This window comes from Microbacterium schleiferi, from assembly GCF_015565955.1.
GTDB classification, from domain to species: domain Bacteria; phylum Actinomycetota; class Actinomycetes; order Actinomycetales; family Microbacteriaceae; genus Microbacterium; species Microbacterium schleiferi_A.
Genome location: NZ_CP064760.1, coordinates 1,464,725 through 1,490,084, shown reverse-complemented (window position 1 = coordinate 1,490,084; position 25,360 = coordinate 1,464,725). Strand labels below are relative to the sequence as shown.

The window sequence follows — 25,360 nt, the reverse complement described above, 5'->3', positions numbered from 1 at the left end:
AGCGTCGAGGCACCAGACTTGTCTGGCCGATGTCTTCGGCGTGACTGAATCCCAACCCTGTTCAGGAGTTTTCCTATGACCAACCGTCTTGCCCGTAGCGTCCCGTTCTGGGTGCTGGTCCTCGCCTCTCTTGCCAGCATCGGCTTCGGGCTGTGGATCGTCTTGAGCAAGATCGCGGCGATGAGCTCGACGCTGGCCGACGGCAGCGCGACCTATGAGCAGGTGTATGTCAATCCCGTCTGGATCGGGTTCGGCGGCGTCTTCGTCGGGGCCGGCATCGTCGGACTGCTGCTTGTGCTGACCCTCGCTGCTCTCCGCTCGGCTCTGCCGACGCCCGTGACCGAAGCAGCCGTCGTGGAAGAGACCGTCATCGTCGAGGCTGCTCCCGTCACCGACGAAGCACCCGTGTTCGAGGATGCTGACGTCGAGACCTCGGCGACGGATGCTGCCCCTCCCGCCGCGGCAGCCGAAGCCGCCGCGCAGGCCGAGGCGGAGCCCGAGTCGGAGGCTCCCGAGAAGCGCTGAGATCGCGGCGCCCGCTGACAGCGAAAGCCCCGCCCACCGAACCCACACGGTTCGCCGGGCGGGGCTTTCTCGTCCGTGTACGACTCGGCTTCCGGCGCCCGATCAGGTCGCCGCGACGCCGATCAGAAAGGCAACAGCGGGTCGACCGCGATCGCGACGAACAGCAGCGTCAGGTACGTGATGGATGCGTGGAAGACCCGCATCGGCCGGGGCTCGGTGCCGCGCACGGCCCGGGCGTAGAGAAGGTGTGATTCGTAGATGAACCAGCCGCCGAACACGAGTGCGGATGCCGTGTACACGAGCCCCATCGATGCGACGGGGATCAGCAGCAGCGAGGTGACGACGGTCGCCCACGCGTACAGGATCACCTGCAGCCCGACCTGCGAACCGGAGCGGGTCGCGCCGAGCATCGGGACATCGACCTCGTCGTACTGGTCGCGGTACTTCATCGACAGCGGCCAGTAGTGCGGCGGCGTCCACAGGAACACGAGCAGGAACAGGATGAGGGCCGGCCAAGCCAGCGAGCCGGTGACAGCGCTCCAGCCGATGAGCACCGGGAAGCATCCGGCGATCCCGCCCCACACGATGTTCTGCTCGGTACGGCGCTTGAGGATCATCGTGTAGATGACGACGTAGAAGAAGATCGCACCAGCCGACAGCGCCGCGGCCAGCCAGTTTGTCGTGAGACCGAGCCACAGTGTCGAGCCGACCGCGAGCGACCAGGCGAAAACCAGCGCGCCGCGGGGCGAAACCTCACCGGTGACCAGGGGCCGATTCTCGGTGCGCTGCATGTGCGCGTCGATGTCGCGGTCGAGGTACATGTTGAACGCTGCGGCCGACCCGGCGCTGGCCGAGCCGCCGATGACGGTGGCGATGACCAGCCACAGCGGCGGGAACCCCTGCTGGGCGAGGATCATGACCGGAACCGTCGTCACCAGCAGCAGCTCGAGAACGCGCGGCTTGGTCAGAGCGATATAGGCGCGGACGGTGCGGCCGAACGAGGCGGGTGCGAGCTGCGCACGCGTCGTCGTGGAAATGTCCATTGCCCTCACTATCGGCCGTCACCCAGGGGTTTCCAGTCTATGGCATCGCTCGCGCCCGGCTCGCGCCGAGGCCGGTCCGGGGCATCGAAACACGGCCCACTGGGTGGGTCGAAATCGCTATGCTGAAAGCACACGCGCGCTCTGCGCCGGCTGCTCTTCCCGTGGTGACGCGGTCTGCGGACCGGTGGTCTCAGGGCGCACCCCCTCTCGAACGGAAGGCAATCCGGTGACGGAACTGCGTTGGGAAGAGATCGACAAGCGCGCGGTGGACACCGTTCGCGTTCTCGCGGCGGATGCCGTGGAGAAGGTCGGCAATGGCCACCCGGGAACCGCGATGAGCCTCGCTCCCGCGGCCTACCTGCTGTATCAGCGGGTCATGCAGCATGACCCCGCGGACACGCTGTGGCCCGGGCGCGACCGCTTCATCCTGTCGTGCGGCCACTCGTCGCTCACGCAGTACATCCAGCTCTACCTCGGCGGGTTCGGCCTTGAGCTCGACGACCTCAAGAGCCTGCGCACGTGGGGATCGCTCACGCCGGGACACCCCGAGTACGGCCACACCAAGGGCGTCGAGATCACGACGGGTCCCCTCGGCCAGGGCCTCGCATCCTCGGTGGGCTTCGCCTACGCCGCTCGCTACGAGCGCGGTCTGTTCGACCCGGATGCTGCGCCCGGTGAGTCCCCCTTCGATCACTTCATCTACGTCATCGCCTCAGACGGCGACCTCGAAGAGGGGGTGACCAGCGAAGCATCCTCGCTCGCCGGACACCAGCAGCTCGGCAACCTCGTCGTCATCTACGACTCGAACCAGATCTCGATCGAAGACGACACCAACGTCGCCCTGACCGAAGACGTCGCGAAGCGCTACGAGGCGTACGACTGGCATGTCCAGACCGTCGACTGGAAGAAGAGCGGCGAGTACGTCGAAGACGTCCACGAGCTCTACGACGCCATCGAAAAAGCCAAGGGCGTTACCGACAAGCCCTCCATCATCATCCTGAAGACGATCATCGGCTGGCCCTCCCCCGGCAAGCAGAACAGCGGCAAGATCCACGGCGCCGCTCTCGGTGGCGACGAGCTCGCCGCCACAAAGAAGGTGCTCGGCTGGGACCCCGACAAGACGTTCGAGGTGCCTGACGAGGTCATCGCCCACACCCGCTCGCTCGTCGAGCGCGGCGAGGCCGAGAAGGCGGCGTGGCAGGAGAAGTTCGACGCCTGGGCCGCTGCGAACCCGGAGCGCAAGGCGCTGTGGGATCGCCTGCAGGCCCGCGAGCTGCCCGCCGATATCGCTGACGCCCTCCCCCAGTTCGAGGCGGGCAAGGATGTCTCGACCCGCGCCGCGTCGGGCCAGGTCATCAATGCTCTGGCCGCCGAGCTGCCCGAGCTCTGGGGTGGCTCCGCTGACCTCGCGGAGTCCAACCTGACCACCATCAAGGGGGCGGCATCGTTCATCCCCGAGGAGTGGTCCACACACGAGTGGAGTGGTTCGCCCTACGGTCGCGTGCTGCACTTCGGCATCCGTGAGCACGCGATGGGGTCCATCCTCAACGGCATCGTGCTGCACGGCCCGACGCGCGCCTTCGGTGGCACGTTCCTGATCTTCAGCGACTACATGCGCCCCCGGTGCGCCTGGCCGCGCTGATGAACATCCCGTCGCTGTTCGTGTGGACCCACGACTCTGTTGCTCTGGGTGAGGACGGACCGACGCACCAGCCGATCGAACAGCTGGCTGCCCTCCGCGCGATTCCGAACTTCGCGGTGGTCCGTCCCGCTGACGCCAACGAGACGGCTGCCGTGTGGCTCGAGCTGGTCCGCCGACACGAGGGACCCGCGGGTATCGCCCTGACCCGCCAGAACGTTCCGACGTTCGCTCGCGGGGCGGGTGAGGCATCCGGCGACGAGTTCGCATCGGCTGACCTCGCCGCCAAGGGTGCGTACGTGCTCGCTGACTCACCGACGGGCACCGTCGACGTGATCCTCATCGCGACCGGCTCCGAGGTGCAGCTCGCCGTGGCAGCACGCGAGCAGCTTGCCGAGCAGGGCATCGGCGCGCGCGTCGTCTCCGCGCCCTCGCTCGAGTGGTTCGCCGAGCAGGACGCCGCGTACCACGAGAGCGTGCTGCCGGCATCCGTCAAGGCCCGCGTCTCGGTCGAGGCAGGCCTCGCCCTGCCCTGGCGCGGGATCGTCGGCGACGCCGGCCGCTCGGTGTCCATCGAGCACTTCGGGGCGTCGGCTGACTACAAGACGCTGTTCCAGAAGTTCGGCATCACGACCGATGCGGTCGTCGCTGCCGCCCACGAGACAATCGCTGCCGCTGGCGCCTGAGCCGCGGCCGCACACGAAGGAGAAGCCATGACCACCCCCACCGAGAAGCTCGCCGCCGAGGGCGTCAGCATCTGGCTCGATGACCTGTCGCGGGAGCGGATCACCTCCGGCAACCTCGCGGCCCTCATCGTCGACCGCAACGTCACCGGTGTCACGACCAACCCGACGATCTTCGCCGGCGCCCTCGCGAAGGGCAGCGCCTACGACGGAGCCATCCGCGACCTGAAGTCGCAGGGTGCCGACACCGAGACCGCGATCTTCACGATCACCACCACTGACGTGCGCGATGCCGCCGACGTCTTCCGTCCGGTGTACGACGCGACCGGTGGCGTCGACGGTCGCGTGTCGATCGAGGTCTCCCCCGAGCTCGCACACGACACCGCGGCAACGATCGCGCAGGCCAAGGAGCTGTGGAAGACCGTCGACCGGCCGAACGCGCTCATCAAGATCCCCGCGACCAAGGCGGGTCTTCCCGCGATCACCGAGGTCATCGGTTCGGGAATCTCGGTCAACGTCACGCTCATCTTCAGCCTCGAGCGGTACGCAGAAGTCGTCGACGCGTACCTGACCGGGATCGAGCAGGCCCAGGCCGCCGGTCACGACATCAGCGCGATCCACTCGGTTGCCTCGTTCTTCGTGTCCCGCGTGGACACCGAGGTCGACAAGCGCCTCACGGCGATCGGAACGGATGCCGCAACGGCACTGAAGTCGCGGGCTGGCGTGGCCAACGCGCGCCTGGCGTTCGAGCTGTTCGAGAAGGAGTTCGCAACCGATCGCGCGAAGGGACTCATCGCTGCCGGCGCAACCGTGCAGCGACCCCTGTGGGCCTCCACCGGTGTCAAGGACCCCGCGCTTCCCGACACCCTCTACGTCACCGAACTCGTCGCCCGCGGCACCGTCAACACGATGCCCGAGAAGACCCTCGAGGCAACGTACGACCACGCGGATGTCACGGGTGACAGGATCACCGGCAACTACGCGGATGCACACGGCGTGTTCGACGGGCTCGCGTCGGTCGGCGTGGATTTCGCCGATGTCACGCAGGTGCTCGAAGACGAGGGCGTCGACAAGTTCATCGCCTCGTGGCACGAACTGCAGGCAACGGTGACCACCGCCCTCGAGAACGCGGACGTCTGAGCCGGCGATGGCCTTCGACATCCACCTGACCGGGCACGTCAAGTCGGTCGTCGAGACGACACTGCCCGGCCTCGTCGGCGATCTCGTCGCATCCGGAGTCACCGCTGGCGACACCTCCCTGTGGGGACCCGCCGCCGAGGCGGAGGCCTCGCGCCGGCTCGGGTGGCTTGAGGCAGTCACGGTCTCCCTTCCCCTGGTGCCGCAGATCGTGGCGCTGCGGGAGGAGCTGGTCGAGAAGGGCCTGACCCGCATCGTGCTCGCCGGCATGGGCGGGTCTTCGCTGGCACCCGAAGTGATCGCTCAGACCGCGGGAGTTCCGCTCGTCGTCCTGGACTCGACAGCGCCGGGCCAGGTTCTCGCGGCCCTCGATGGTGACCCGGAAGCCGGTGGACTCGAACGCACTGTTCTCGTGGTGTCATCGAAGTCCGGGTCCACGGTCGAGACGGACTCCGCGAAGCGCGCCTTCGAGGCGGCATTCCGCGATCTCGGCATCGACCCCCTCGAGCGCATCATCGTGGTCACCGACCCCGGGTCGCCGCTGGATGAATCGGCCCGCGCCGACGGATACCGCGTGTTCAACGCCGACCCGAGCGTCGGCGGACGCTACTCCGCGCTCACGGCGTTCGGACTCGTCCCCGCGGGACTTGCCGGCGCCAACATCGAGGAGCTCCTCGCCGAAGCGGATGCGACGCTGCTCGAGGTCGCGATCGACAGCCCCGAGAACCCGGCACTCGTGCTGGCCGCGGCGATTGCCGGCGGAGATCCGCGCCGCGACAAGCTCGGCCTCATCAGCGACGGAACCCACATCGTGGGCCTGCCCGACTGGATCGAGCAGCTGATCGCGGAATCGACCGGAAAGAACGGCACCGGCATCCTGCCCGTCGTCATGCTGCCGGTCTCGCCCGAACTTGAGACCAAGCCGGCGGACCTGCAGGTTCTGCGTCTGGTCGATGAGGCACGTCAGTTCCACCTGTTCGAGCACCACTCGGGTGAGATCCTGGTGAGCGGTTCCCTCGGCGCGCAATTCGTCGTCTGGGAGTACGCCACCGCGATCGCGGGCCGGATGTTGGGCATCAACCCGTTCGACCAGCCCGACGTCGAGTCGGCGAAGGAGGCCACACGGGGCCTCCTTGAGCGTCAGCCCGAACCCACAGCCCCGGCCTTCTCGGTCGATGGTGTCGAGGTGCGGGTCACGGATGCCGCACTCGCGGCATCCGGCACGATCGCCGGTGTCCTCGACGCGCTGTGGGCGCAGATCCCGGCCGACGGCTATGTGTCGGTGCAGGCCTACGTCGACCGCCTCTCGATCCCCCAGCTCCAGGGCCTGCGGGAACTTGTCGCGGCGGATTCGGGACGACCGACCACGTTCGGGTGGGGCCCCCGGTTCCTGCACTCCACGGGCCAGTACCACAAGGGGGGACCCGCGAACGGTGTCTTCCTGCAGATCGTGGAGCGCACCGACATGGATGTCGAGATCCCCGGCCGTCCCTTCACGTTCGGTCAGTTGATCGACGCGCAGGCAGCCGGCGACGCCGAGGTTCTCGCGGCGCACGGACGTCCCGTGGTGACCCTGACCCTCACCGACCCGCAGGTCGAAGTTCTTTCCCTGTTCGAAGCGGCCCAGTAAGGCATCCCATCCGATGACAGTCGAGATCACTCGCGGGCACAATCCGCTACGCGACCCCGAAGACGCACGCCTGAATCGGATCGCGGGCCCCAGTGCTCTCGTGATCTTCGGCGTGACCGGCGACCTCTCCCGCAAGAAGCTCATGCCGGCCGTGTACGACCTCGCGAACCGAGGCCTGCTGCCTCCCGGGTTCGGCCTGGTCGGGTTCGCCCGCCGGGACTGGGAGGACCAGGACTTCGCGCAGGTCGTGCACGATGCGGTTCGCCAGCACGCCCGCACGGCGTTCCGCGAGGAGACCTGGCAGCAGCTGCTGCAGGGCATTCGGTTCGTGCCCGGCGAGTTCGGCGACGATGCAGCCTTCGCGCGCCTCCGAGAGACCGTGCAGAGCCTGGACGAAGAGCGCGGCACGATGGGAAACCACGCGTTCTACCTGTCGATCCCCCGAAGGACTTCCCCGTGGTCGCGCGGCAGTTGCGCACATCCGGGCTCGTGGACGACACCGCCGATCAGCCGGAGCGGTGGCGGCGCGTCGTCATCGAGAAGCCGTTCGGGCACGACCTCGCCTCCGCGCGGGAACTCAACGAAGCGCTGCGTTCGACCTTCCCGGCCGACTCGATCTTCCGGATCGACCACTACCTCGGCAAAGAGACGGTCCAGAACATCCTCGCGCTGCGGTTCGCCAACGAACTGTTCGAGCCCATCTGGAACCGCAACTACGTCGACCACGTGCAGATCACCATGGCCGAGGACATCGGCGTGGGCGGTCGCGCCGGCTACTACGACGGCATCGGTGCGGCGCGCGATGTCATCCAGAACCACCTGCTGCAGCTTCTCGCGCTGACGGCCATGGAAGAACCCATCAGCTTCGACGCGAGCCACCTTCGTGCCGAGAAAGAGAAGGTCCTCGCCGCCGTCACCCTCCCCGCCGACCTCTCTCTGGCAACAGCGCGGGGACAGTACGCCGGCGGATGGCAGGGCGGAGAGCACATCACCGGGTTCCTCGACGAAGACGGCATGAAGCCGGATTCGACAACGGAGACCTACGCGGCCCTGAAGCTCGAGATCAACACTCGACGCTGGGCCGACGTACCGTTCTACCTGCGCACCGGGAAGCGCCTGGGACGCCGGGTGACCGAGATCGCCGTGGTGTTCAAGCGTGCCCCGGAGCACCTGTTCACACGTTCGCAGACGTCGGGGCTCGGCGAGAACGCCCTCGTGATCCGCGTGCAGCCCGATGAGGGTGTCACGATCCGATTCGGTTCCAAGGTGCCCGGCGCAAGCACGCACGTTCGCGACGTCACGATGGACTTCGGCTACGGCCACGCCTTCACCGAGGCCAGCCCCGAGGCCTACGAGCGGCTCATCCTCGATGTGCTCCTCGGCGACCCGCCGCTGTTCCCCCGCCACGAAGAGGTCGAGCTCTCGTGGAAGATCCTCGACCCGGTCGAGAAGTTCTGGGCTGAGCAGGGCGGACCGCTCGACCAGTACGAACCCGGATCCTGGGGGCCGAAGTCAGCCGACCAGCTCCTTGCCCGCGACGGACGCACCTGGAGGCGGCCATGATCGTCGATCTTCCCGACACGACAGTCAGCAAGATCTCCCGCGCTCTCATCGATGTGCGCGAGGAGGGCGGCGCGGTAGCGCTCGGGCGCGTCCTCACGCTCATCATCGTGACCACCGACGGCGGCAGCGAAGACGGCATCGAGGCTGCGAACGACGCGTCCCGCGAGCATCCCATGCGCGTGATCAGCCTCCGTCTCGACCCGGTCGGCGAACCGAAGCTGGATGCCGAGATCCGTGTGGGCGGCGACGCTGGCGCGAGTGAAGTCGTCGTGCTGCGCGCATCGGGCGACGCGGCATCCAACGTCGAGAGCCTCGTGACCGGGCTGCTGCTGCCGGACGCACCGGTCGTGGTCTGGTGGCCCGATAATCCGCCCGCGACCCCGTCGCACTCCCCGCTCGGTCGGATCGCACAGCGGCGCATCACCGATGCCGCCACGGTGCCGTTCGAGTCCGCGCGTGTCGCCCATCTCGGCGACTGCTACTCCCCCGGCGACACCGACCTCGCGTGGACACGTCTCACGCACTGGCGCGAGCAGCTTGCCGCCGTGCTGGACCAGCCGCCGTACGAGCCGATCACCGCAATCGAGGTGCGCGGCGCGGCCACATCGCCGTCCACGGCGCTTCTGGCGGCCTGGCTGCGCCTGACTCTCGGGGTGCCCGTCGACTGGCACTACCTGCCGTCAGAGGAGTGGAGCGACGGCATCAAGTCCGTCCGCCTCACCCGCGCCAGCGGCGACATCGTTCTCGAGCGCTCGACCGCCGCGATCGCCCGGCTGTTGCAACCCGGGCAGCCCGAGCACGATCTCGTGCTGCCGCGTCGCACACTGCGCGAGTGCCTCGCCGAGGAGCTTCGTCGCCTCGACGCCGACCTCTTGTATGGTCGAGTGATCACCGAGGGCTGGGCGTTGCTCGGCCCGGCACAGTCGCAGGAGACCGATGGCTGAGATCACGAACGAGAAGCGGGTGCTCATCAGCCCCGACCGGGACGCCCTCGCGTCGTATGTCGCGAACCGGTTCCTGCGGCGCATCGAGAAGCAGGCCGCAAAGCCCGCCGTTCATGTCTCGCTCACCGGCGGCACGATGGGCATCGCGGTGCTCGAGGCAGCTGCGGCGAGCCCGCGACTCGCGGGCCTGAACTGGGGCAATGTGCATTTCTGGTGGAGCGATGAGCGTTTCGTTCCCCGCCACGATGGGGAGCGGAACGAGAAGCAGGCCCGCGAGGCGCTGCTCGACCAGCTCGACATCCCGGCAGAGAACATCCACTCGGTCGTCGCCAGCGACGAGGGTGTCGACCTCGATGAGGCAGCGCGGGCGTACGCGGCCGAGCTCGCCCGCTTCGGACAGCCTGGCGGCCCCGCGTGGCCGTCCTTCGACATGTGCTTCCTGGGCGTCGGTCCCGACGCACACATCGCATCGCTGTTCCCCGATCACCCCGAGATCCGTGACACCGAGCACGCCGTGCTTCCGGTGCGCAACTCCCCCAAGCCGCCGCCCGAGCGCGTGACCTTCACACGTCCGGTCATCAACGGGTCACAGCGTGTCTGGCTGGTCATGTCCGGCCCCGACAAGGCTGCCGCCCTCGGGCTGGCGCTCGCCGGCGCCAACTACACGAGCGTCCCGGCTGGTGGCGCGAAGGGGCGTCGACGCACCGTGTTCTTCGTCGACCGGGAAGCTGCCGAACAGGTGCCGCCCGAGCTCATCGATCAGGAGTACTGAGGCGGCACTGCCGCTGACGACGCACAACGCCCCGGTCCTCCCTCGTCGGAGGCCGGGGCTGTGTGCGTGCGGGGTGGTACCCGCGCCAAAGATCAGAGGCCGCGGCGCTCCCGCAGCGACTTGAGCGCGTCATCCAGAAGCGCGTCGGCTTCTTCTTCAGTGCGACGCTCTTTGACGTACGCGAGGTGCGTCTTGTAGGGCTCGGCCTTGGCCATCTGCGGCGGGTTTTCCTTGTCGCGGCCGGCCGGGAGCCCGGAGTGCGGGGAGTCGATCGTTTCGGGAATCTCCTCATCGGGAATTCCCGCCGCGAAGTAGCGGACTGTCTCGTTGCCGAGGGCATCCCAGTACGAGACGGCGACGCGGTCTGCGTGATAGCCGTGGTCCTGTTCGCCCATGGGGCCGGCACCCACCCGGGTGCCGCGGATTGCGTTGCCGCCGGTTGCCATCAGATCACCTGGAACTTCGTAATGAGGCCGAGTCCGACGATGGTGACGAACCATACGAGGGCCAGCACGATCGTGAATCGGTTGAGGTTGCGCTCAGCGAGACCCGACGATCCCAGAGCTGACGTCATTCCCCCGCCGAACATGTCGGACAGGCCACCGCCTCGGCCCTTGTGCAGCAGGATCAGCAGCGTGAGCAGCAGGCTCGTGATGCCCAGGATGACCTGCAGAATCAGTTCGAGAATCGCCAAGACGTGAAACCTTTCGTCGCGACGATGTCTCGTCGCACAAGCGTCCAGTATACGGAAAGAGGCGTGCGCGTTTGGTCTCGGCGTGACGCGCGTCGCGGGGCGAGCGCGAAGATGACTTCACGCTCGCCCCGCGAAAGCAGCGAGACGAAACGCCGTCAGACGCCGACGTGCTTCTGGTAGCGGATGATGGCAGCGAACTCGTCCACGACGAGGCTCGCACCGCCCACCAGGGCTCCATCCACGTCGGGCTCCCGCATGAAGCTCGCGATGTTCGCGGCCTTCACCGACCCGCCGTAGAGCACACGCGTGCGTTCTGCTGCGTCCGCGCCCAGTGTGTCAGCGACGACCGCGCGCAGCTTCGCACAGACATCCTGAGCCTGGTCGGGGGTCGCGGCCTGACCGGAACCGATCGCCCAGACCGGCTCGTAGGCCACGACGATGTCGGCATCCGCCGGGACGTCGGCAAGCGCGGTCTTCAGCTGTCCCACCGGGACAGCGCTGGCACCGTACTTCTCCAGGTCTTCCGCGGTCTCACCGACGCAGATCACGGGAACGAGCCCGTGCCGCAGGGCTGCCTGCACCTTGCTGGCCACGACCTCGTCGGTCTCGTGGTGGTACTCACGGCGCTCGGAGTGACCGATGATCACGTACTGCGCATCGAGCTTGGCCAGGAACGCGCCGGAGATGTCACCGGTGAACGCGCCGGAGTCCTTCGGCGACAGGTCCTGCCCACCGAGGGAGAACGGAATCTTGTCGGCATCCAGCAGCGTCTGCACGGTGCGCAGATCCGTGAACGGCGGGAAGACCGCCACCTCCACGGACCCGTCCTCGTGCTTGGCGTCCTTCAGTGTCCAGTGCAACTTCTGGACGAACGCGACAGCCTGCAGGTGGTCGAGGTTCATCTTCCAGTTGCCGGCGATGAGCGGTGTTCTCACTGCTCCCATCCGAGGACCTCCAGTCCGGGTAGCTTCTTGCCCTCGAGGAATTCGAGGCTGGCCCCACCGCCGGTGGAAATGTGGCCGAACTGGTCGTCCGAGAAGCCGAGCTGACGCACGGCTGCTGCCGAGTCGCCACCGCCGACGACGCTGAGGCCGTCGACCTCGGTGAGCGCCTGCGCGACGGTCTTGGTCCCTGCGGCAAAGGCCGGCATCTCGAAAACGCCCATGGGGCCGTTCCAGAAGACGGTCTTGCTCTCGCGGATCGCGTCGGCGAAGATCTTCGCCGTGTCAGGGCCGATGTCCAGCCCCAGGCCCGTGGCGCCGAACGGTGTCTCTTCGAGGGAGTCGGCGGGAGCTACCACGTGCTCCGCGTCGGCGCTGAAGGATGCAGCCATGACGGCATCCACCGGTAGAACGATCTCGACGCCGCGCTCGTGCGCGGTGGTCATGTAGCGCGTGACCGTGTCGATCTGATCCTCTTCCAGCAGGCTCTTCCCCACCTCATAGCCCTGGGCCTTGAGGAAGGTGAACAGCATGCCGCCGCCGACCAGGATGCGGTCAACGCGCGGGAGCAGGTGTTCGATGACGCCGAGCTTGTCGCTGACCTTCGATCCGCCGAGCACGACCGTGTAGGGCCGCTCCGGCTTCTCGGTGAGGCGGTCGAGAACGTCGACCTCCTTCTCGATGAGGAAGCCCGCCGCGGAGGGCAGAATCTCGGCGAGGTCGTAGACGCTGGCCTGCTTGCGGTGCACGACACCGAAGCCGTCCGACACGAGAGCATCGCCGAGGCCGACAAGCTCACGAGCGAACGCGCCACGAACCTCGGCATCCTTCGCTGTCTCCCCCGCGTTGAACCGCAGGTTCTCGATGACCGCGACATCGCCGTCCTCCAGGGCGGCAACGGCGTCGTGAGCTGACTCGCCGACCGTGTCGCGCGCGAAGGCGACCGGCTTGCCGAGCAGCTCCGACAGGCGCTGAGCAACGGGCTCCAGACTGTACTTCGGGTCGGGTGCCCCGTCGGGGCGTCCCAGGTGCGAGCACACGACAAGGCGCGCTCCCTGGTTGATGAGGGCGTTGAGCGTGGGAACCGAGGCCCGCACGCGGCCATCGTCCGTTATGACCCCGTCTTTCAACGGAACGTTGAGGTCACAACGGACGATGACGCGCTTGCCGGCCAGCGGACCCAGCGAATCGAGGGTGCGCAGAGCCATGTCTGGTTACCGGATGCCGCGACTCAGAGCTTGCTGGCGACGAGCTCGGTGAGGTCGACGAGGCGGTTCGAGTAACCCCACTCGTTGTCGTACCAGGCCGAGACCTTCACGAGGTTGCCGCTGACGTTGGTCTGACCGGCGTCGAAGACCGACGAGTGCGGGTCGTGAACGATGTCGGTCGAGACGATCGCGTCGGTGTTGTACTTCAGGTAGCCCGCCAGAGCACCCTCAGCCGCTGCCTTCTCGTACGCGGCGTTGATGGTCTCCTTGGTGAGGCCCTCAGCCGGCGTGATGATCGTCAGGTCGACGATCGACCCGGTGGGGACCGGGACGCGGTACGAGGAGCCGCTGAGCTTGCCGTTGAGCTCGGGCAGAACGAGGCCGATCGCCTTGGCGGCACCGGTCGCGGCCGGCACGATGTTCAGTGCGGCGGCGCGGGCGCGGTGCAGGTCGCCGTGGGGGCCGTCCTGCAGGTTCTGGTCGGCGGTGTAGGCGTGCGCCGTCATCATGAAGCCGCGCTCGATGCCGAAGTTGTCGTTGAAGACCTTCGCGAGCGGGGCCAGGCAGTTGGTGGTGCACGACGCGTTCGAGATGACGTGCATCGTGGCGGGGTCGTACTCGCCGTCGTTGACGCCCATGACGAAGGTGCCGTCGACATCCGTGCCGGGTGCCGAGATGAGGACCTTCTTCGCGCCACCGGCAATGTGCTTGCTGGCGTCAGCGGCCTTCGTGAAGCGGCCGGTGGACTCGATGACGATGTCGACGCCCAGCTCGCCCCACGGGAGGTTCGCGGGGTCGCGCTCTTCGAAGACCTTGATGCTCTTGCCACCGACGGTGATGGAGTCCTCGGTGTACGAGACCTCTTCGGCCAGGCGTCCGCCGACCGAGTCGTACTTGAGGAGGTGGGCGAGCGTCTTGTTGTCGGTGAGGTCGTTCACCGCCACGATGTCGAGGTCCGCGCCCTGCTCGAGAGCTGCGCGGAGGTAGTTACGTCCGATACGGCCGAAGCCGTTGATACCGATCTTGACAGACACGGTGTCTCCCTGATTCTTATCGCGCCGAAGCGCCGGGGGTCAGCTCCGGATCGACGACCCGGAGAGGGGTGTCATTTGTGGTGTATTCCAGCAGACAAATGAGGTTGCCGGAGCCCCCGAGCGGGCGAGGGCTCCGCGGCATCCTCACCTGATCATGACCCTAGCAGCAGAGCCGCCGTCTTCTCACGAGCCGTAACAAAGCGGTCCTGGACGTTGGCCCAGTTCACGATGTTCCAGAACGCCTTGACGTAGTCAGCGCGGACGTTCTTGTAGTCCAGGTAGTACGCGTGCTCCCACACGTCCAGCATGAGCAGCGGGACGCTGGCAGCGGCGAGCTGACCCTGCTGGTCGAAGATCTGCTGGATGATGAGACGCTCACCGATCGAGTCCCAGAACAGCGCCGCCCAGCCCGAACCCTGCACACCGAGAGCGGCGGCGGTGAAGTGAGCCTGGAACTTGTCGAACGAGCCGAAGTACTCGTCGATCGCCGCGGCAAGTTCGCCGGTGGGCTTGTCGCCACCATTCGGCGACATGTTCGTCCAGAAGATCGAGTGGTTCGTGTGACCGCCGAGGTTGAACGAGAGATCCTTCTCGAGCTTGTTGACGTTGGCGAGGTTCCCCGTCTCACGCGCCTCGGCCAGCTGCTCCAGCGCCGTGTTGGCGCCCGTCACGTACGCCTGGTGGTGCTTGTCGTGGTGCAGCTGCATGATCGTGGCACTGATGTGCGGCTCGAGCGCAGCGTAGTCGTAGGGGAGGTCGGGCAGGGTGTAGGTGGCCATTCGCTCTTCTCTTCCTGTCGTCGCGGCGCCAGGAATGCCCCGGCGTCGCTGGGGTGACAGTTGTCATCCTAGTGAGCCTGGGCGACCCCTCGGCGGGTCTTGCGGAAGAAGCTAGGACGCGTTACGGGGTGGCGCTGGTGAAGCGCGGTCAGTCCAGAGCGCTCGCCGGAACCGCAGATTCTGTTCCGGGAATACCCTCCGCGGAGGCCTTCTTGTCGGCCATCGCGAGAAGACGACGGATACGTCCGGCGACGGCATCTTTCGTGAGTGGCGGATCGGCGTGGTGACCCAGTTCGTCGAGGCTCGCATCGCGGTGCGCCAGCCGCAGGTCGCCGGCCTCGCGCAGGTGATCGGGAATGTCCTCGCCCAGGATCTCGAGGGCGCGCTCAACCCGCGCGCACGCGGCGACAGCCGCCTGCGCAGACCGACGCAGGTTCGCGTCGTCGAAGTTCACGAGTCGGTTCACACCGGCGCGAACCTCCCGGCGCTGACGCATCTCGTCCCAGTGCGCGGCGACCTGGCGAGCCCCCATGACAGCCAGCGCCGCCCGGATGGCGTCACCCTCGCGGACGACCACGCGGGGCGCGCCGCGCACCTCCCGCGCCTTCGCGCCGATGCCGAGCCGGTGCGCTGCCCCGACGAGGGCCATCGCCGCTTCCGAGGACGGGCACAGTACGTCGAGCGACGCTGAGCGGCCGGGGTCGGTGAGAGCACCCGAGCCCAGGAACGCGCCGCGCCACACGGCGGCGAGGTCGCCCCGGGAACCGGTCGTGAGCTTGTTCGGGAGGCCGCGCACGGGCCGGCGCCGCTGGTCGAGCAGTCCGGTCTGACGGGCCAGCGTCTCTCCCCCGTCGATGACGCGCACCGCGAACAACGCTCCGGCTCGGGATCCCGAGCCTTGCGTCTGAACGATCTCGGGCCGCACGCCGTAGATCTCCATGAGTTCGCGCGCGACGCGGCGCGCAAGAGCCTCGGAGTCCACCTCCGCCTCGACCGCAACACGGTTGGCGATGGAGTGCAGGCCGCCGGCGAACCGGAGCAGTGATGTCAACTCGGCGACACGGGCGCTGGGAAGCGGGTCCCGTACCGCGATGAGTTCTGCTTTGACATCGGCCGTCAGCGACACGTGGCTCCTTTCGAGGGTGCCGGCAGGGCCGGCGGATAACGCTCTAGCCTACTCGGGCCGAGGTCGAGAAATCTCGGCGGGATGCCGCCCGCGCGCTACTCCCGGCCGAGGTCGCGGTGCTTCACGCGCACCGCGACACCTGCCTCGGCTGCCAGTCGCTGAGCGAGCTCCTCGACGACGACGACCGAGCGATGCTTGCCTCCGGTGCAGCCGATTGCGACGACGGAGTGCCGTTTGTTCTCGCGCTGATACCCCTGGAGCACGGGCTGCAGGGCTGCCGCATAGGCGTCCACGAATTCGCGGGCCCCGGGCTGGCCGAGCACGTAGTCGCGCACCTGAGGATCCTGCCCCGTGAAGGTCCGCAGCGCGGGATCCCAATAGGGGTTGGGCAGAAAGCGCATGTCGGCGACCATGTCGGCATCCGTCGGGAGGCCGTACTTGAACCCGAAGCTCATGATCGTGAGCATGTGTCGAGCGGCGCCCTCGTCGGAGAAGAGCTCGAAGATGCGGGTCGCGAGTTGGTGGACGTTCAGCGACGTGGTGTCCACGACGATGTCTGCGCGCTCGCGAATCTCCGAGAGCCGCTCACGTTCGACGCGGATGCCGTCGATGATCGTGCCATCACCCTGCAGCGGATGGGGCCGGCGCACGGCCTCGAAACGCCGCACGAGGACGTCGTCGGAGGCGTCGAGGAAGACGATGCGGACATTCCGGCGGGAACGCAGCTCCCCCACTTCCGCGGGAAGCGCGGCGAACAGATCGCCACCGCGCACGTCGACGACGGCGGCGACCTTCGGCAGTGCGGACGCCGCGATCTCCGAGAGCTCGAGGAGCGGTTTGAGCATCTGCGGGGGCAGATTATCGACGACGTACCAGCCGAGGTCCTCGAGAGCGTTGGCAGCCGTGGATCGCCCTGCGCCGGACATTCCGGTCAGGATGAGCACATCGCTTCTCGCGGGTGTCGTCTCATCCATCGGGACCCCTCGTCCTCGGGTGTCGCTGTGCACTGGTCGCGCGGTCGTCGGATGGGCCGTTCGCTGCCGGGCAGCGGGCTCCCGCGCGCACTGCCAGCCTATCGACTTGCCAGGTGCGCGTGGATCGTCGCGGCGAGCTTCGGGCCCACTCCGGGGAGCTCCTGAATCTCTTCCGGCGTCGCGTTCCTGAGCGCCGTGACCGACCCGAAGTGGCGCAGCAGGGCGCGAATGCGAGCCTCCCCCAGCCCGGGGATTTCCGCGAGGACGGTCTGGATGTCGCGTTTGCGCTTTCCGCGCTGCTTCGTGATCGCAAAGCGATGGGCCTCGTCGCGCAGCCGCTGCAGCAGATAGAGCGCCTCGCTCGTGCGCGGAAGGATCACCGGGTAGTCCTCGTCAGGCAACCACACTTCCTCGAGGCGCTTGGCAATCCCGCACAACGCGATGTCGGTGTGGCCCGCGTCGGACAGCGCGCGCGCTGCCGCGTTCACCTGCGGCTTGCCACCGTCGACGACGAGCAGTTGCGGGCGGTAGGCAAAGCGGGGGCGGTTTCGTACCGTGACGACAGTGCCATCGCTGGTCGGATCGGAACTGACGACAGCGAGGCCGTCGGCATCCGTCTCGTCCTCTCCGACAGTCACGGGTACTTCCTCGTCGGCGTCCCGCTCGTCGTCGATATATGCGAGGCGGCGCATGAGCACTTGATACAGCGAGTCGGTGTCGTCGGTGGTCTCGGGGACGCCGAACGTCCGGTACTGATCCTTGCGAGGCAGGCCATCTTCGAACACGACCATCGAGGCCACGACATTCGTGCCGCTCAGGTGGGACACGTCATAGCACTCGATCCGGAGCGGGGCCTCGTCGAGCCCGAGCGCCTCCTGGAGGTCGGTGAGCGCCTGCGTGCGCGCGACGTAGTCGCTCGTGCGGCGGGTCTTGTGCAGCAAGAGCGCCTGCTGGGCATTGAGCGCCGCGCTCTTCATGAGCTCGGCCTTCGCGCCGCGCTGCGCGATCTGAATCGTGACGTTCGTGCCGCGCTTGTCTCGCAGCCACGCTTCGAGTTCGGCGGCATCCTCGGGGAGGGCGGGAACGAGGACCTGCTTGGGGATGTCGGCACTGCCGGAGGGACCGTACGTCCGCTGCAGGATCTGATCGACCAGCTCTCCCCCGCTGATGTCCAGTTCTTTCTCGATCGTAGTCGCCCGCACACCACGGACGCGACCGCCGCGGACGACGAAGTGCTGCACGGCGGCGGCCAGCTCGTCCTCGGCGATGCCGAACAGGTCGGCATCCGTGTCATCGGGCAACACGAGAGCACTCTTGTTGAGCACCGCCTCGATCGCCTGGAGCCGGTCGCGGAAGACGGCCGCAGACTCGTAGTCCATCGCGGCGGATGCCTCCCGCATCCGTGCCGTCAACTGTTTCGTGAAGCGCTGATCGCCCCCGGACATGAACGCCACGAAGTCGTCGACGATCGCGCGGTGCTCCTCGATCGTGACGCGACCGGAGCACGGTCCGCCGCAGCGTCCGATCTGTCCGGGAAAGCAGGGCCTGCCCGTGGCCATGGCCCGCTTGTACGAGGAGTCACTGCATGTGCGGATCGGGAACACCTTGATCATGAGGTCGATGACCTCGTGCACCGCCCACACCTTGGGGTATGGACCGAAGTACTTCGCCCCGCGGATCTTGTGGTTTCGCGTGACCATGACGCGCGGCGCCTCGTCGGCGAGGGTGATCGCCATGTACGGGTAGGACTTGTCGTCCTTGTAGCGCACGTTGAAGGGCGGCGAGTACTCCTGGATCCACATGTACTCGAGCTGCAGCGCCTCGACGTCGCTGCCGACGACCGTCCATTCGACGCCGGTGGCCGTTGTCACCATGCGCCGTGTCCGCTCGTGCAGCGTGTGCAACGGCGCGAAGTAGTTGGACAGGCGGGCACGCAGGTTCTTCGCCTTGCCGACGTAGAGCACACGCCCGGCGTCATCGCGGAACCGGTAGACGCCGGGGTTGGTGGGGATCTCCCCGGCGCGGGCCGGTACGCAAGCTGGGGGTGGCTGGCGCGAGCCACGCTCAACCCGCCTTGCGGGCCGCCGGCGCGTCGTGGGCGTCGAAAAGTTCGGCCAGGAACTGTCCGGTGTAGCTCTCGGGGACCCGCGCGACCTGCTCGGGCGTGCCGGTCGCGACGATCTCGCCACCGCCGGACCCGCCCTCGGGGCCGAGATCGATGATCCAGTCGGCTGACTTGATGACGTCGAGGTTGTGCTCGATCACGATCACCGTGTTGCCCTTGTCGACGAGGCCGCTCAAGACCTCGAGGAGGCGGCGAACGTCTTCGAAGTGCAGGCCCGTCGTCGGCTCGTCAAGGACGTAGATGCTGCGCCCGTTGCTCCGCCGCTGCAGCTCGGTGGCGAGCTTCACACGCTGCGCCTCGCCGCCCGACAGGGTCGTCGCCGACTGACCGAGTCGGACGTAGCCGAGCCCGACATCCACGAGCGTCTTCAGGTACCGGTGGATCGCCTGGATCGGTTCGAAGAACTCGGCGGCCTCGGTGATCGGCATCTCGAGGACCTCGGCGATGTTCTTGCCCTTGTAGTGGACCGCGAGCGTGTCCCGGTTGTAGCGCTTGCCGTGGCAGACCTCGCAGTCCACGTAGACGTCGGGCAGGAAGTTCATCTCGATCTTGATGGTGCCATCGCCCGCGCACGCCTCACAGCGCCCACCCTTGACGTTGAAGCTGAAGCGGCCGGGCTGGTAGCCACGCGCCTTGGCTTCGGGGTCTCGCTGAAGAGGGTACGAATGCGGTCGAAGACGCCCGTGTAGGTCGCGGGGTTCGAGCGCGGTGTCCGGCCGATCGGAGCCTGGTCGACGTGAACCACCTTGTCGAGGTTGTCGAGGCCCGTCACACGCGTGTGCTTGCCGGGAACCGTGCGGGCACCGTTGAGCCGCGCCGCGAGCACCTGGTACAGGATGTCGTTGACCAGCGACGACTTGCCGGATCCGCTCACGCCCGTCACGGCGGTGAGCACACCGAGCGGGAACTGCGCGCTGACCTGCTTCAGGTTGTTCTCGCGGGCGCCGACGACTTCCAGCATCCGCTTCTTGTCGATCCTGCGTCGCTTCGCCGGTGTCGGGATGCTGCGTCGACCGGCGAGGTAGTCGCCGGTGATCGAGCCGGGGTCGGCGAGCAGCTCGCCGAGCGGCCCGGAGTGGACGACGTGCCCACCGTCGACGCCGGCGCGGGGCCCGATGTCGACGATCCAGTCGGCGGCGTGAATCGTCTCTTCGTCGTGCTCGACGACGATCAGAGTGTTGCCCAGACCCTTGAGCTTCAGGAGGGTCTCGATGAGACGGCGGTTGTCGCGCTGGTGCAGACCGATCGAGGGTTCGTCCAGGACGTAGAGCACGCCGGTCAGGCCCGAGCCGATCTGCGTCGCGAGACGGATGCGCTGGGCCTCGCCGCCCGAGAGCGACCCGGCGGACCGGCTGAGGTTGAGGTAGTTCAGACCGACCTGGATGAGGAACTCGAGGCGCGCGCGGATCTCGCGGAGCACCGCTGCCGCAATCATGGCTTCACGCTCAGTCAGCTCGAGCGTGGCAAAGTACTCCTGCGCGTCAGCAAGGCTCAGGCGTGAGGCATCCGCGATCGAGCGTCCGTGCACGAGCACCGCGAGGACTTCGGGCTTGAGGCGGTCGCCATTACAGGCGGGGCAGGGCACTTCCCTGAGGTACTCCGACCAGCGCTGGCGCTGAGTATCGGACTCGGCCTGCACGTACTGGCGCTCGATGTAGGGCACGACACCCTCGAAGCCGGAGGTGTAGCGCATCTCGCGGCCGTAGCGGTTCTTCCACTTGACGTTGACCTTGAAGTTCTCGCCGTGGAGGACGGCGTTCTGCACCTCCGCCGTCAGCTCCCGCCACGGCGTGTCGAGCGAGAAGCCGAGGTCATCGGAGAGTCCTTCGAGCAACCGCTCGTAGTACTGGAACAGTCCCTTGCCCTGCGTCGTCCACGGGATGAGGACGCCCTCGCGAATGGACAGCTCGGGGTCACCCAGCATGAGCTCGACATCCACCGACATCCGGGTACCCAGCCCCGAACAGGTCGGGCACGCACCGAAGGGGGCGTTGAACGAGAAGGTGCGCGGCTCGATCTCGGTCAGCTGCAGCGGGTGACCGTTGGGGCACGACAGCTTCTCGCTGAACGACTGCCACGCGTCGTCACCCTCGCCGTCCACAAAGTTGACCTGCATGATGCCGCCCGCCAACCCCAGCGCGGTCTCGACGGAGTCGGTGACGCGGCTCAGGATCTCGGGGCCGGCAACGAGGCGATCCACGACGACGGCGATGTCGTGCTTGTAGCTCTTCTTCAGCGTCGGCGGCTCGGCGAGCTGCACGAGCTCCCCGTCGACGACGGCGCGCGCGTACCCCTTGGCAGAGAGCTCTTTGAAGAGGTCGACGAATTCGCCCTTCTTCTGACTCACCACGGGCGCGACGATCTGGTAGCGCGTGCGCTCGGGCAGTTCCATGAGCTGGTCGGCGATCTGCTGCACCGTCTGGCGCTGAATCTGTGCGCCGCACTCGGGGCAGTGCGGGATGCCGATCCGCGCCCACAGCAGACGCATGTAGTCGTGGATCTCGGTGATCGTGCCGACTGTCGAGCGCGGGTTGCGGTTCGTGGACTTCTGGTCGATCGAGACAGCGGGGCTGAGTCCCTCGATGAAATCAACGTCCGGCCGGTCCACCTGACCGAGGAACTGGCGCGCGTAGGAGCTCAGCGACTCGATGTAGCGACGCTGTCCCTCGGCGAAGATCGTGTCGAACGCGAGGCTCGATTTGCCCGACCCGGACAGCCCCGTGAACACGACGAGAGAGTCGCGCGGGATGTCGAGATCGACATCCTTAAGGTTGTGGACGCGGGCACCGCGAACACTGAGAGTTCCACTGCTGTGGGCATGCGTAGAGACGGGGACGATGGGCACCCGTCAAGTGTAGGTGTGGCCTCCGACATCGGCTCCGGCCCCGCGAATCGCGCGGCCGAGAGGTCCCCTGTCAGGGGCAGTGCATGAGGGGTTTGTCGCCCGAGCGATCGAACGTATGGCGATTCATCGGCTGGTGACACAGCGGGCAGGCGCGCTCGGCGCGCTCCTCGGCCGTCGGGCCCGGCTCGAGCGGGCTGACGGCAGGCGGCCCGGCGACGCGGATGAGGTTGGTGTTGAACCACGTGTACCAACCGCCGGCCTCGCGCACCCGCTCGCGGAGCGGTCGCTTCGGCACCTCATTCGTTTGCGTCATGATGTTTAGTGTACTAATGAATCGCTAGACTGGCGATATGTCCGACGAGGAAGATCTGCTCAAGCTCGACAACCAGGTGTGTTTTGCGCTGGTCACAGCCGCCCGCAACGTCGTGTCGATCTATCGCCCGATCCTCGAGCCGCTCGGGCTGACGCATCCGCAGTACCTTGTGATGCTCGCCCTCTGGGAGCAGTCTCCGCGTTCCCTCGGCGAGCTCGCCGACGAGCTCGCCATGGAACCTGCAACACTCTCCCCTCTCGTCAAACGCCTCGAAGCGCAGGGACGCGTGACCCGCACGCGCCGGCCCGATGACGAGCGCGTGCTCGACATCGGGCTGACGACGGCCGGACGCGCACTCCGCGAGGACGCGCTTGAGGTTCCTCGGCGCATCATGGCAGTCACCGGACTGGGTGTGGAGGAGTTGAAGGACCTCCGCGACGGACTGCGGCCGTTCGCGGGCCGGATGCCGCACCTCGCCGGCTGAGGCATCCGTCGGGCCGCCGGGGCAGCCCAAGGATGTCGCGCCCGTCTACGCCGGTCGCAACGGCGCAAGAAGCCCCCGACACGCCGATGACTGGCCGCCGACGCCGGCGAGTCGCGGAAGACATGCGCCGTTGCGACGCTCCAGGATCGGCCGGTCGATGACCACAGAGGTCAGCTGACGCGCTGCACCAGGTGAACCAGGTGCCCGTCTCAGTCAGCCACGAAGAGGATCACCTGAGGGTCGACGAATCTCATCACGGTTCGATCGTCACACGGCCGGTCTCGTCGAGTGGCCAGGCGGGGTTGTGCGCTACCTCCCACGGATGTCCGTCTGGGTCGATGAAGATGCCGGAGTACCCTCCCCACGGGGTCGGAGCACCGGCTCGCCCCAGGCGGGCTCCCGCGGCCTCCGCGGCCGCAAGAATCGCGTCCACCTCGCCGGGTGCGCGCACGTTGTGCGCAAGCGTCACACCGCCCCATCCGCCCGGATCGTCGACGACGGAGTCAGCCGCCAGTTCAGCGCGACTCCACAGGGCAAACGCCAGGCCATCGAGCTGGAAGAAGGCGACCGCGCCGGGCACGGAACCCGGATGCGGCTCCCACCCCATCGCGCGATAGAAGGCGATGGCACGGTCGAGGTCGGCGACCCCGAGCGTGATGAGGCTCAGCCGCTGTTCCATGGTTCCTCCCGCGCTCTCGTTTCGACTCGCTCCACTCGCTCGACGACCGGAGGCCAAACTCTCGTTTCGACTCGCCCGCTCGCTCGACGACCGGGGCGGGTCAGGCGTGGCCGGCGCGCTCCATGGCTCGCAGCTCCTTCTTCAGATCTTGCAGTTCATCGCGCAGACGGGCTGCAAGCTCGAACTTCAGTTCACCGGCCGCAGCGAGCATCTGGTCTGACACATCCGCGATCATCGCTTCGAGTTGCGTCGCTCCCTCGGCCGCGATCCCCTCGCGCCGCAGGTTCGGTGTCGGGCTCTTGCCCTTGCCGTTCTTCGACCCGGCAGCATCCTTGCGGTTCAGCATCGCCTTCGTGTCGGCACCTTCGCGGATCAGCGCATCGGTGATGTCGGCGATCTTCTTGCGAAGCGGTTGGGGGTCGATGCCGTGCTCGAGGTTGTAAGCGACCTGCTTCTCGCGACGCCGGTCGGTCTCGTCGATCGCCGCGCGCATCGAATCGGTGATGGTGTCGGCGTACATGTGCACCTGACCGGAGACGTTTCGGGCGGCGCGACCGATCGTCTGGATGAGGGAGGTTCCCGACCGCAGGAATCCCTCCTTGTCGGCATCCAGGATCGACACCAGGGAGACCTCGGGAAGGTCAAGACCCTCGCGAAGCAGGTTGATGCCCACCAGCACGTCGTAGATGCCCGCGCGCAACTCACTTAACAACTCGACGCGGCGGAGAGTGTCGACATCCGAGTGCAGGTAGCGCACCCGCACGCCGTGCTCGCCGAGGAAGTCGGTGAGCTCCTCGGCCATCTTCTTCGTGAGGGTTGTGACCAGAACGCGTTCGTCGCGCTCGACGCGAATGCGGATCTCTTCGAGCAGGTCGTCGATCTGCCCCTTGGACGGTTTCACCACGATCTCGGGGTCGACAAGACCCGTGGGGCGGATGATCTGCTCCACGATGCCGTCGGCGATCCCCATCTCGTAGCGACCCGGGGTCGCGGACAGGTAGACGGTCTGGCCGATGCGGTTCTTGAACTCGTCGAAACGCAGTGGTCGGTTATCGAGCGCCGACGGGAGCCGGAAGCCGTGGTCGACCAGCGTGCGCTTTCGCGAGGCATCCCCCTCGTACATCGCCCCGATCTGCGGCACCGTGACGTGGGACTCGTCGATGACCATCAGGAAGTCGTCGGGGAAGAAGTCGAGCAGGGTGTGGGGCGGCTCGCCCGGCTGCCGCCCGTCCAGGTGCCGCGAATAGTTCTCGATGCCGGAGCAGAAGCCCAACTGCTGGAGCATCTCGAGGTCAAAGGTCGTTCGCATGCGCAGGCGCTGCGCTTCGAGCAGCTTCTGCTGAGACTCGAGCTCCTTCAGTCGCCCCGCGAGCTCATCTTCGATCGTGCCGATCGCGCGCTGCACCGTCTCGGTTCCGGCGACGTAGTGCGAGGCGGGGAAGATCGGGATCGAATCCATCTTCTGGATGACGTCGCCGGTGAGCGGATGCAGCAGGTAGAGCGCCTCGATCTCATCGCCGAACAGGTCAATGCGAATGGCGTACTCCTCGTACACCGGGATGATCTCGATCGTGTCGCCGCGGACGCGGAAGTTTCCGCGCGAGAAGTCGACGTCGTTGCGGTTGTACTGCATCGCGATGAACTTGCGGATGAGAGCATCGCGGTCGTACCGCTCCCCCACCTGCAGCGCCACCATGGCCCGCAGGTACTCCTCGGGCGCACCCAGGCCGTAGATGCAGGAGACCGTCGAGACCACGACGACGTCGCGGCGTGAGAGCAGGGAGTTGGTCGTGGAGTGGCGCAACCGCTCGACCTCGGCGTTGATCGACGAGTCCTTCTCGATGAAGGTGTCTGTCTGCGGCACGTACGCCTCTGGTTGGTAGTAGTCGTAGTACGAGACGAAGTACTCGACCGCGTTATTCGGCATGAGCTCGCGGAACTCGTTGGCCAGCTGCGCGGCGAGGGTCTTGTTGTGGGCGAGCACAAGCGTCGGCCGCTGTACCTGCTCGATGAGCCACGCCGTGGTCGCGGACTTGCCGGTTCCCGTCGCGCCGAGCAGAACGACATCCGTCTCGCCCGCGTTGATGCGCGCCGCAAGCTCGGCGATCGCCTGCGGTTGGTCGCCCGAGGGCTGGTACTCGCTGACGACTTCGAAGGGCCTGACGGATCGTGTGGTTTGCACTCTCCCAGGGTAGGCGCGGGGTCAGACATCGGGGCGTGCT

Annotated in this window: 19 protein-coding genes and 3 pseudogenes; 8 read left to right on the top strand and 14 right to left on the bottom strand. The window is 67.0% G+C overall.

Translation table 11 applies throughout. The features are described from left to right. Positions 1–75 precede the first annotated feature (75 nt). Entirely contained in the window at positions 76–525 is a 450-nt protein-coding gene (locus IT882_RS07115) for a dinucleotide-utilizing enzyme (RefSeq protein WP_195693753.1), read from the top strand. A 122-nt stretch (positions 526–647) separates the two neighbouring features. On the opposite strand, the gene IT882_RS07110 is transcribed toward IT882_RS07115, so the two are convergent. Next, positions 648–1,568, bottom strand: a complete 921-nt coding sequence (locus tag IT882_RS07110) for a heme o synthase (RefSeq protein WP_195693752.1) — start codon at positions 1,566–1,568, stop codon at positions 648–650. A gap of 226 nt (positions 1,569–1,794) precedes the next feature. Between IT882_RS07110 and tkt the strand changes: the two are divergent. The 6 genes and pseudogenes from tkt (at position 1,795) to pgl (ending at position 9,936) form a co-directional block, all read left to right on the top strand. Next, positions 1,795–3,893 (top strand): annotated as a pseudogene (gene tkt, locus IT882_RS07105) (transketolase). A 27-nt stretch (positions 3,894–3,920) separates the two neighbouring features. Then, entirely contained in the window at positions 3,921–5,030 is a 1,110-nt protein-coding gene (gene tal / locus IT882_RS07100; RefSeq protein ID WP_195693751.1) for a transaldolase, read from the top strand. Positions 5,031–5,037: 7 nt separating this feature from the next. Next, positions 5,038–6,657: a glucose-6-phosphate isomerase gene (locus tag IT882_RS07095; RefSeq protein ID WP_195693750.1), complete on the top strand. Its 1,620-nt coding sequence runs from the start codon at positions 5,038–5,040 to the stop codon at positions 6,655–6,657. 13 nt (positions 6,658–6,670) lie between these two features. Further along, positions 6,671–8,220 (top strand): annotated as a pseudogene (gene zwf / locus IT882_RS07090) (glucose-6-phosphate dehydrogenase). Continuing rightward, positions 8,217–9,164, top strand: a complete 948-nt coding sequence (locus tag IT882_RS07085) for a glucose-6-phosphate dehydrogenase assembly protein OpcA (protein WP_195693749.1) — start codon at positions 8,217–8,219, stop codon at positions 9,162–9,164. The pseudogene zwf and the gene IT882_RS07085 overlap by 4 nt, the downstream one beginning before the upstream one ends. Continuing rightward, positions 9,157–9,936 (top strand): 6-phosphogluconolactonase, encoded by a 780-nt coding sequence (pgl, locus tag IT882_RS07080; RefSeq protein ID WP_195693748.1) that lies wholly within the window; start codon positions 9,157–9,159, stop codon positions 9,934–9,936. The genes IT882_RS07085 and pgl overlap by 8 nt, the downstream gene beginning before the upstream one ends. Before the next feature lie 92 nt (positions 9,937–10,028). Here pgl and IT882_RS07075 read toward each other — a convergent pair whose 3' ends face one another. From IT882_RS07075 to IT882_RS07025, 11 genes and pseudogenes are all read right to left on the bottom strand, one after another. Next, positions 10,029–10,382: an RNA polymerase-binding protein RbpA gene (locus IT882_RS07075; RefSeq protein WP_195693747.1), complete on the bottom strand. Its 354-nt coding sequence runs from the start codon at positions 10,380–10,382 to the stop codon at positions 10,029–10,031. Next, positions 10,382–10,630 carry a preprotein translocase subunit SecG gene (gene secG / locus IT882_RS07070; RefSeq protein WP_195693746.1) on the bottom strand — a complete coding sequence of 83 codons (249 nt, stop codon included), beginning with the start codon at positions 10,628–10,630 and terminating at the stop codon, positions 10,382–10,384. Before secG ends, IT882_RS07075 begins: the two co-directional genes overlap by 1 nt. 155 nt (positions 10,631–10,785) lie before the next feature. After that, complete coding sequence (gene tpiA / locus IT882_RS07065; RefSeq protein ID WP_195693745.1) at positions 10,786–11,574, bottom strand: triose-phosphate isomerase; 789 nt, start codon at positions 11,572–11,574, stop codon at positions 10,786–10,788. Continuing rightward, positions 11,562–12,779, bottom strand: a complete 1,218-nt coding sequence (locus IT882_RS07060) for a phosphoglycerate kinase (RefSeq protein ID WP_195693744.1) — start codon at positions 12,777–12,779, stop codon at positions 11,562–11,564. Before IT882_RS07060 ends, tpiA begins: the two co-directional genes overlap by 13 nt. A gap of 23 nt (positions 12,780–12,802) precedes the next feature. Further along, positions 12,803–13,813 carry a type I glyceraldehyde-3-phosphate dehydrogenase gene (gap, locus tag IT882_RS07055; protein WP_195693743.1) on the bottom strand — a complete coding sequence of 337 codons (1,011 nt, stop codon included), beginning with the start codon at positions 13,811–13,813 and terminating at the stop codon, positions 12,803–12,805. 152 nt (positions 13,814–13,965) lie between these two features. After that, complete coding sequence (locus IT882_RS07050) at positions 13,966–14,592, bottom strand: superoxide dismutase (RefSeq protein WP_195693742.1); 627 nt, start codon at positions 14,590–14,592, stop codon at positions 13,966–13,968. A gap of 148 nt (positions 14,593–14,740) precedes the next feature. Then, positions 14,741–15,718 (bottom strand): DNA-binding protein WhiA, encoded by a 978-nt coding sequence (gene whiA / locus IT882_RS07045; protein ID WP_195693741.1) that lies wholly within the window; start codon positions 15,716–15,718, stop codon positions 14,741–14,743. Between the two features lie 95 nt (positions 15,719–15,813). Continuing rightward, on the bottom strand, positions 15,814–16,692 hold the full coding sequence (gene rapZ, locus IT882_RS07040; RefSeq protein WP_195693740.1) for an RNase adapter RapZ: 879 nt from the start codon (positions 16,690–16,692) through the stop codon (positions 15,814–15,816). A 98-nt stretch (positions 16,693–16,790) separates the two neighbouring features. Beyond that, positions 16,791–18,656: an excinuclease ABC subunit UvrC gene (gene uvrC, locus IT882_RS07035; protein ID WP_418887777.1), complete on the bottom strand. Its 1,866-nt coding sequence runs from the start codon at positions 18,654–18,656 to the stop codon at positions 16,791–16,793. 100 nt (positions 18,657–18,756) lie between these two features. Then, a pseudogene (uvrA, locus tag IT882_RS07030) lies at positions 18,757–21,662 on the bottom strand (excinuclease ABC subunit UvrA). Between the two features lie 70 nt (positions 21,663–21,732). After that, the gene (locus IT882_RS07025; RefSeq protein ID WP_195693739.1) at positions 21,733–21,975 is read right to left on the bottom strand and encodes a hypothetical protein; all 243 of its coding nucleotides are present in this window, start codon (positions 21,973–21,975) and stop codon (positions 21,733–21,735) included. A 37-nt stretch (positions 21,976–22,012) separates the two neighbouring features. On the opposite strand from IT882_RS07025, the gene IT882_RS07020 reads away from it, so the two are divergent. Next, positions 22,013–22,459 (top strand): MarR family winged helix-turn-helix transcriptional regulator, encoded by a 447-nt coding sequence (locus IT882_RS07020; protein ID WP_195693738.1) that lies wholly within the window; start codon positions 22,013–22,015, stop codon positions 22,457–22,459. 253 nt (positions 22,460–22,712) lie between these two features. On the opposite strand, the gene IT882_RS07015 is transcribed toward IT882_RS07020, so the two are convergent. Both IT882_RS07015 and uvrB read right to left on the bottom strand, forming a co-directional pair. After that, complete coding sequence (locus IT882_RS07015) at positions 22,713–23,138, bottom strand: VOC family protein (RefSeq protein ID WP_195693737.1); 426 nt, start codon at positions 23,136–23,138, stop codon at positions 22,713–22,715. Positions 23,139–23,238: 100 nt separating this feature from the next. Then, positions 23,239–25,320 (bottom strand): excinuclease ABC subunit UvrB, encoded by a 2,082-nt coding sequence (gene uvrB / locus IT882_RS07010; RefSeq protein ID WP_195693736.1) that lies wholly within the window; start codon positions 25,318–25,320, stop codon positions 23,239–23,241. Positions 25,321–25,360 lie beyond the last annotated feature (40 nt).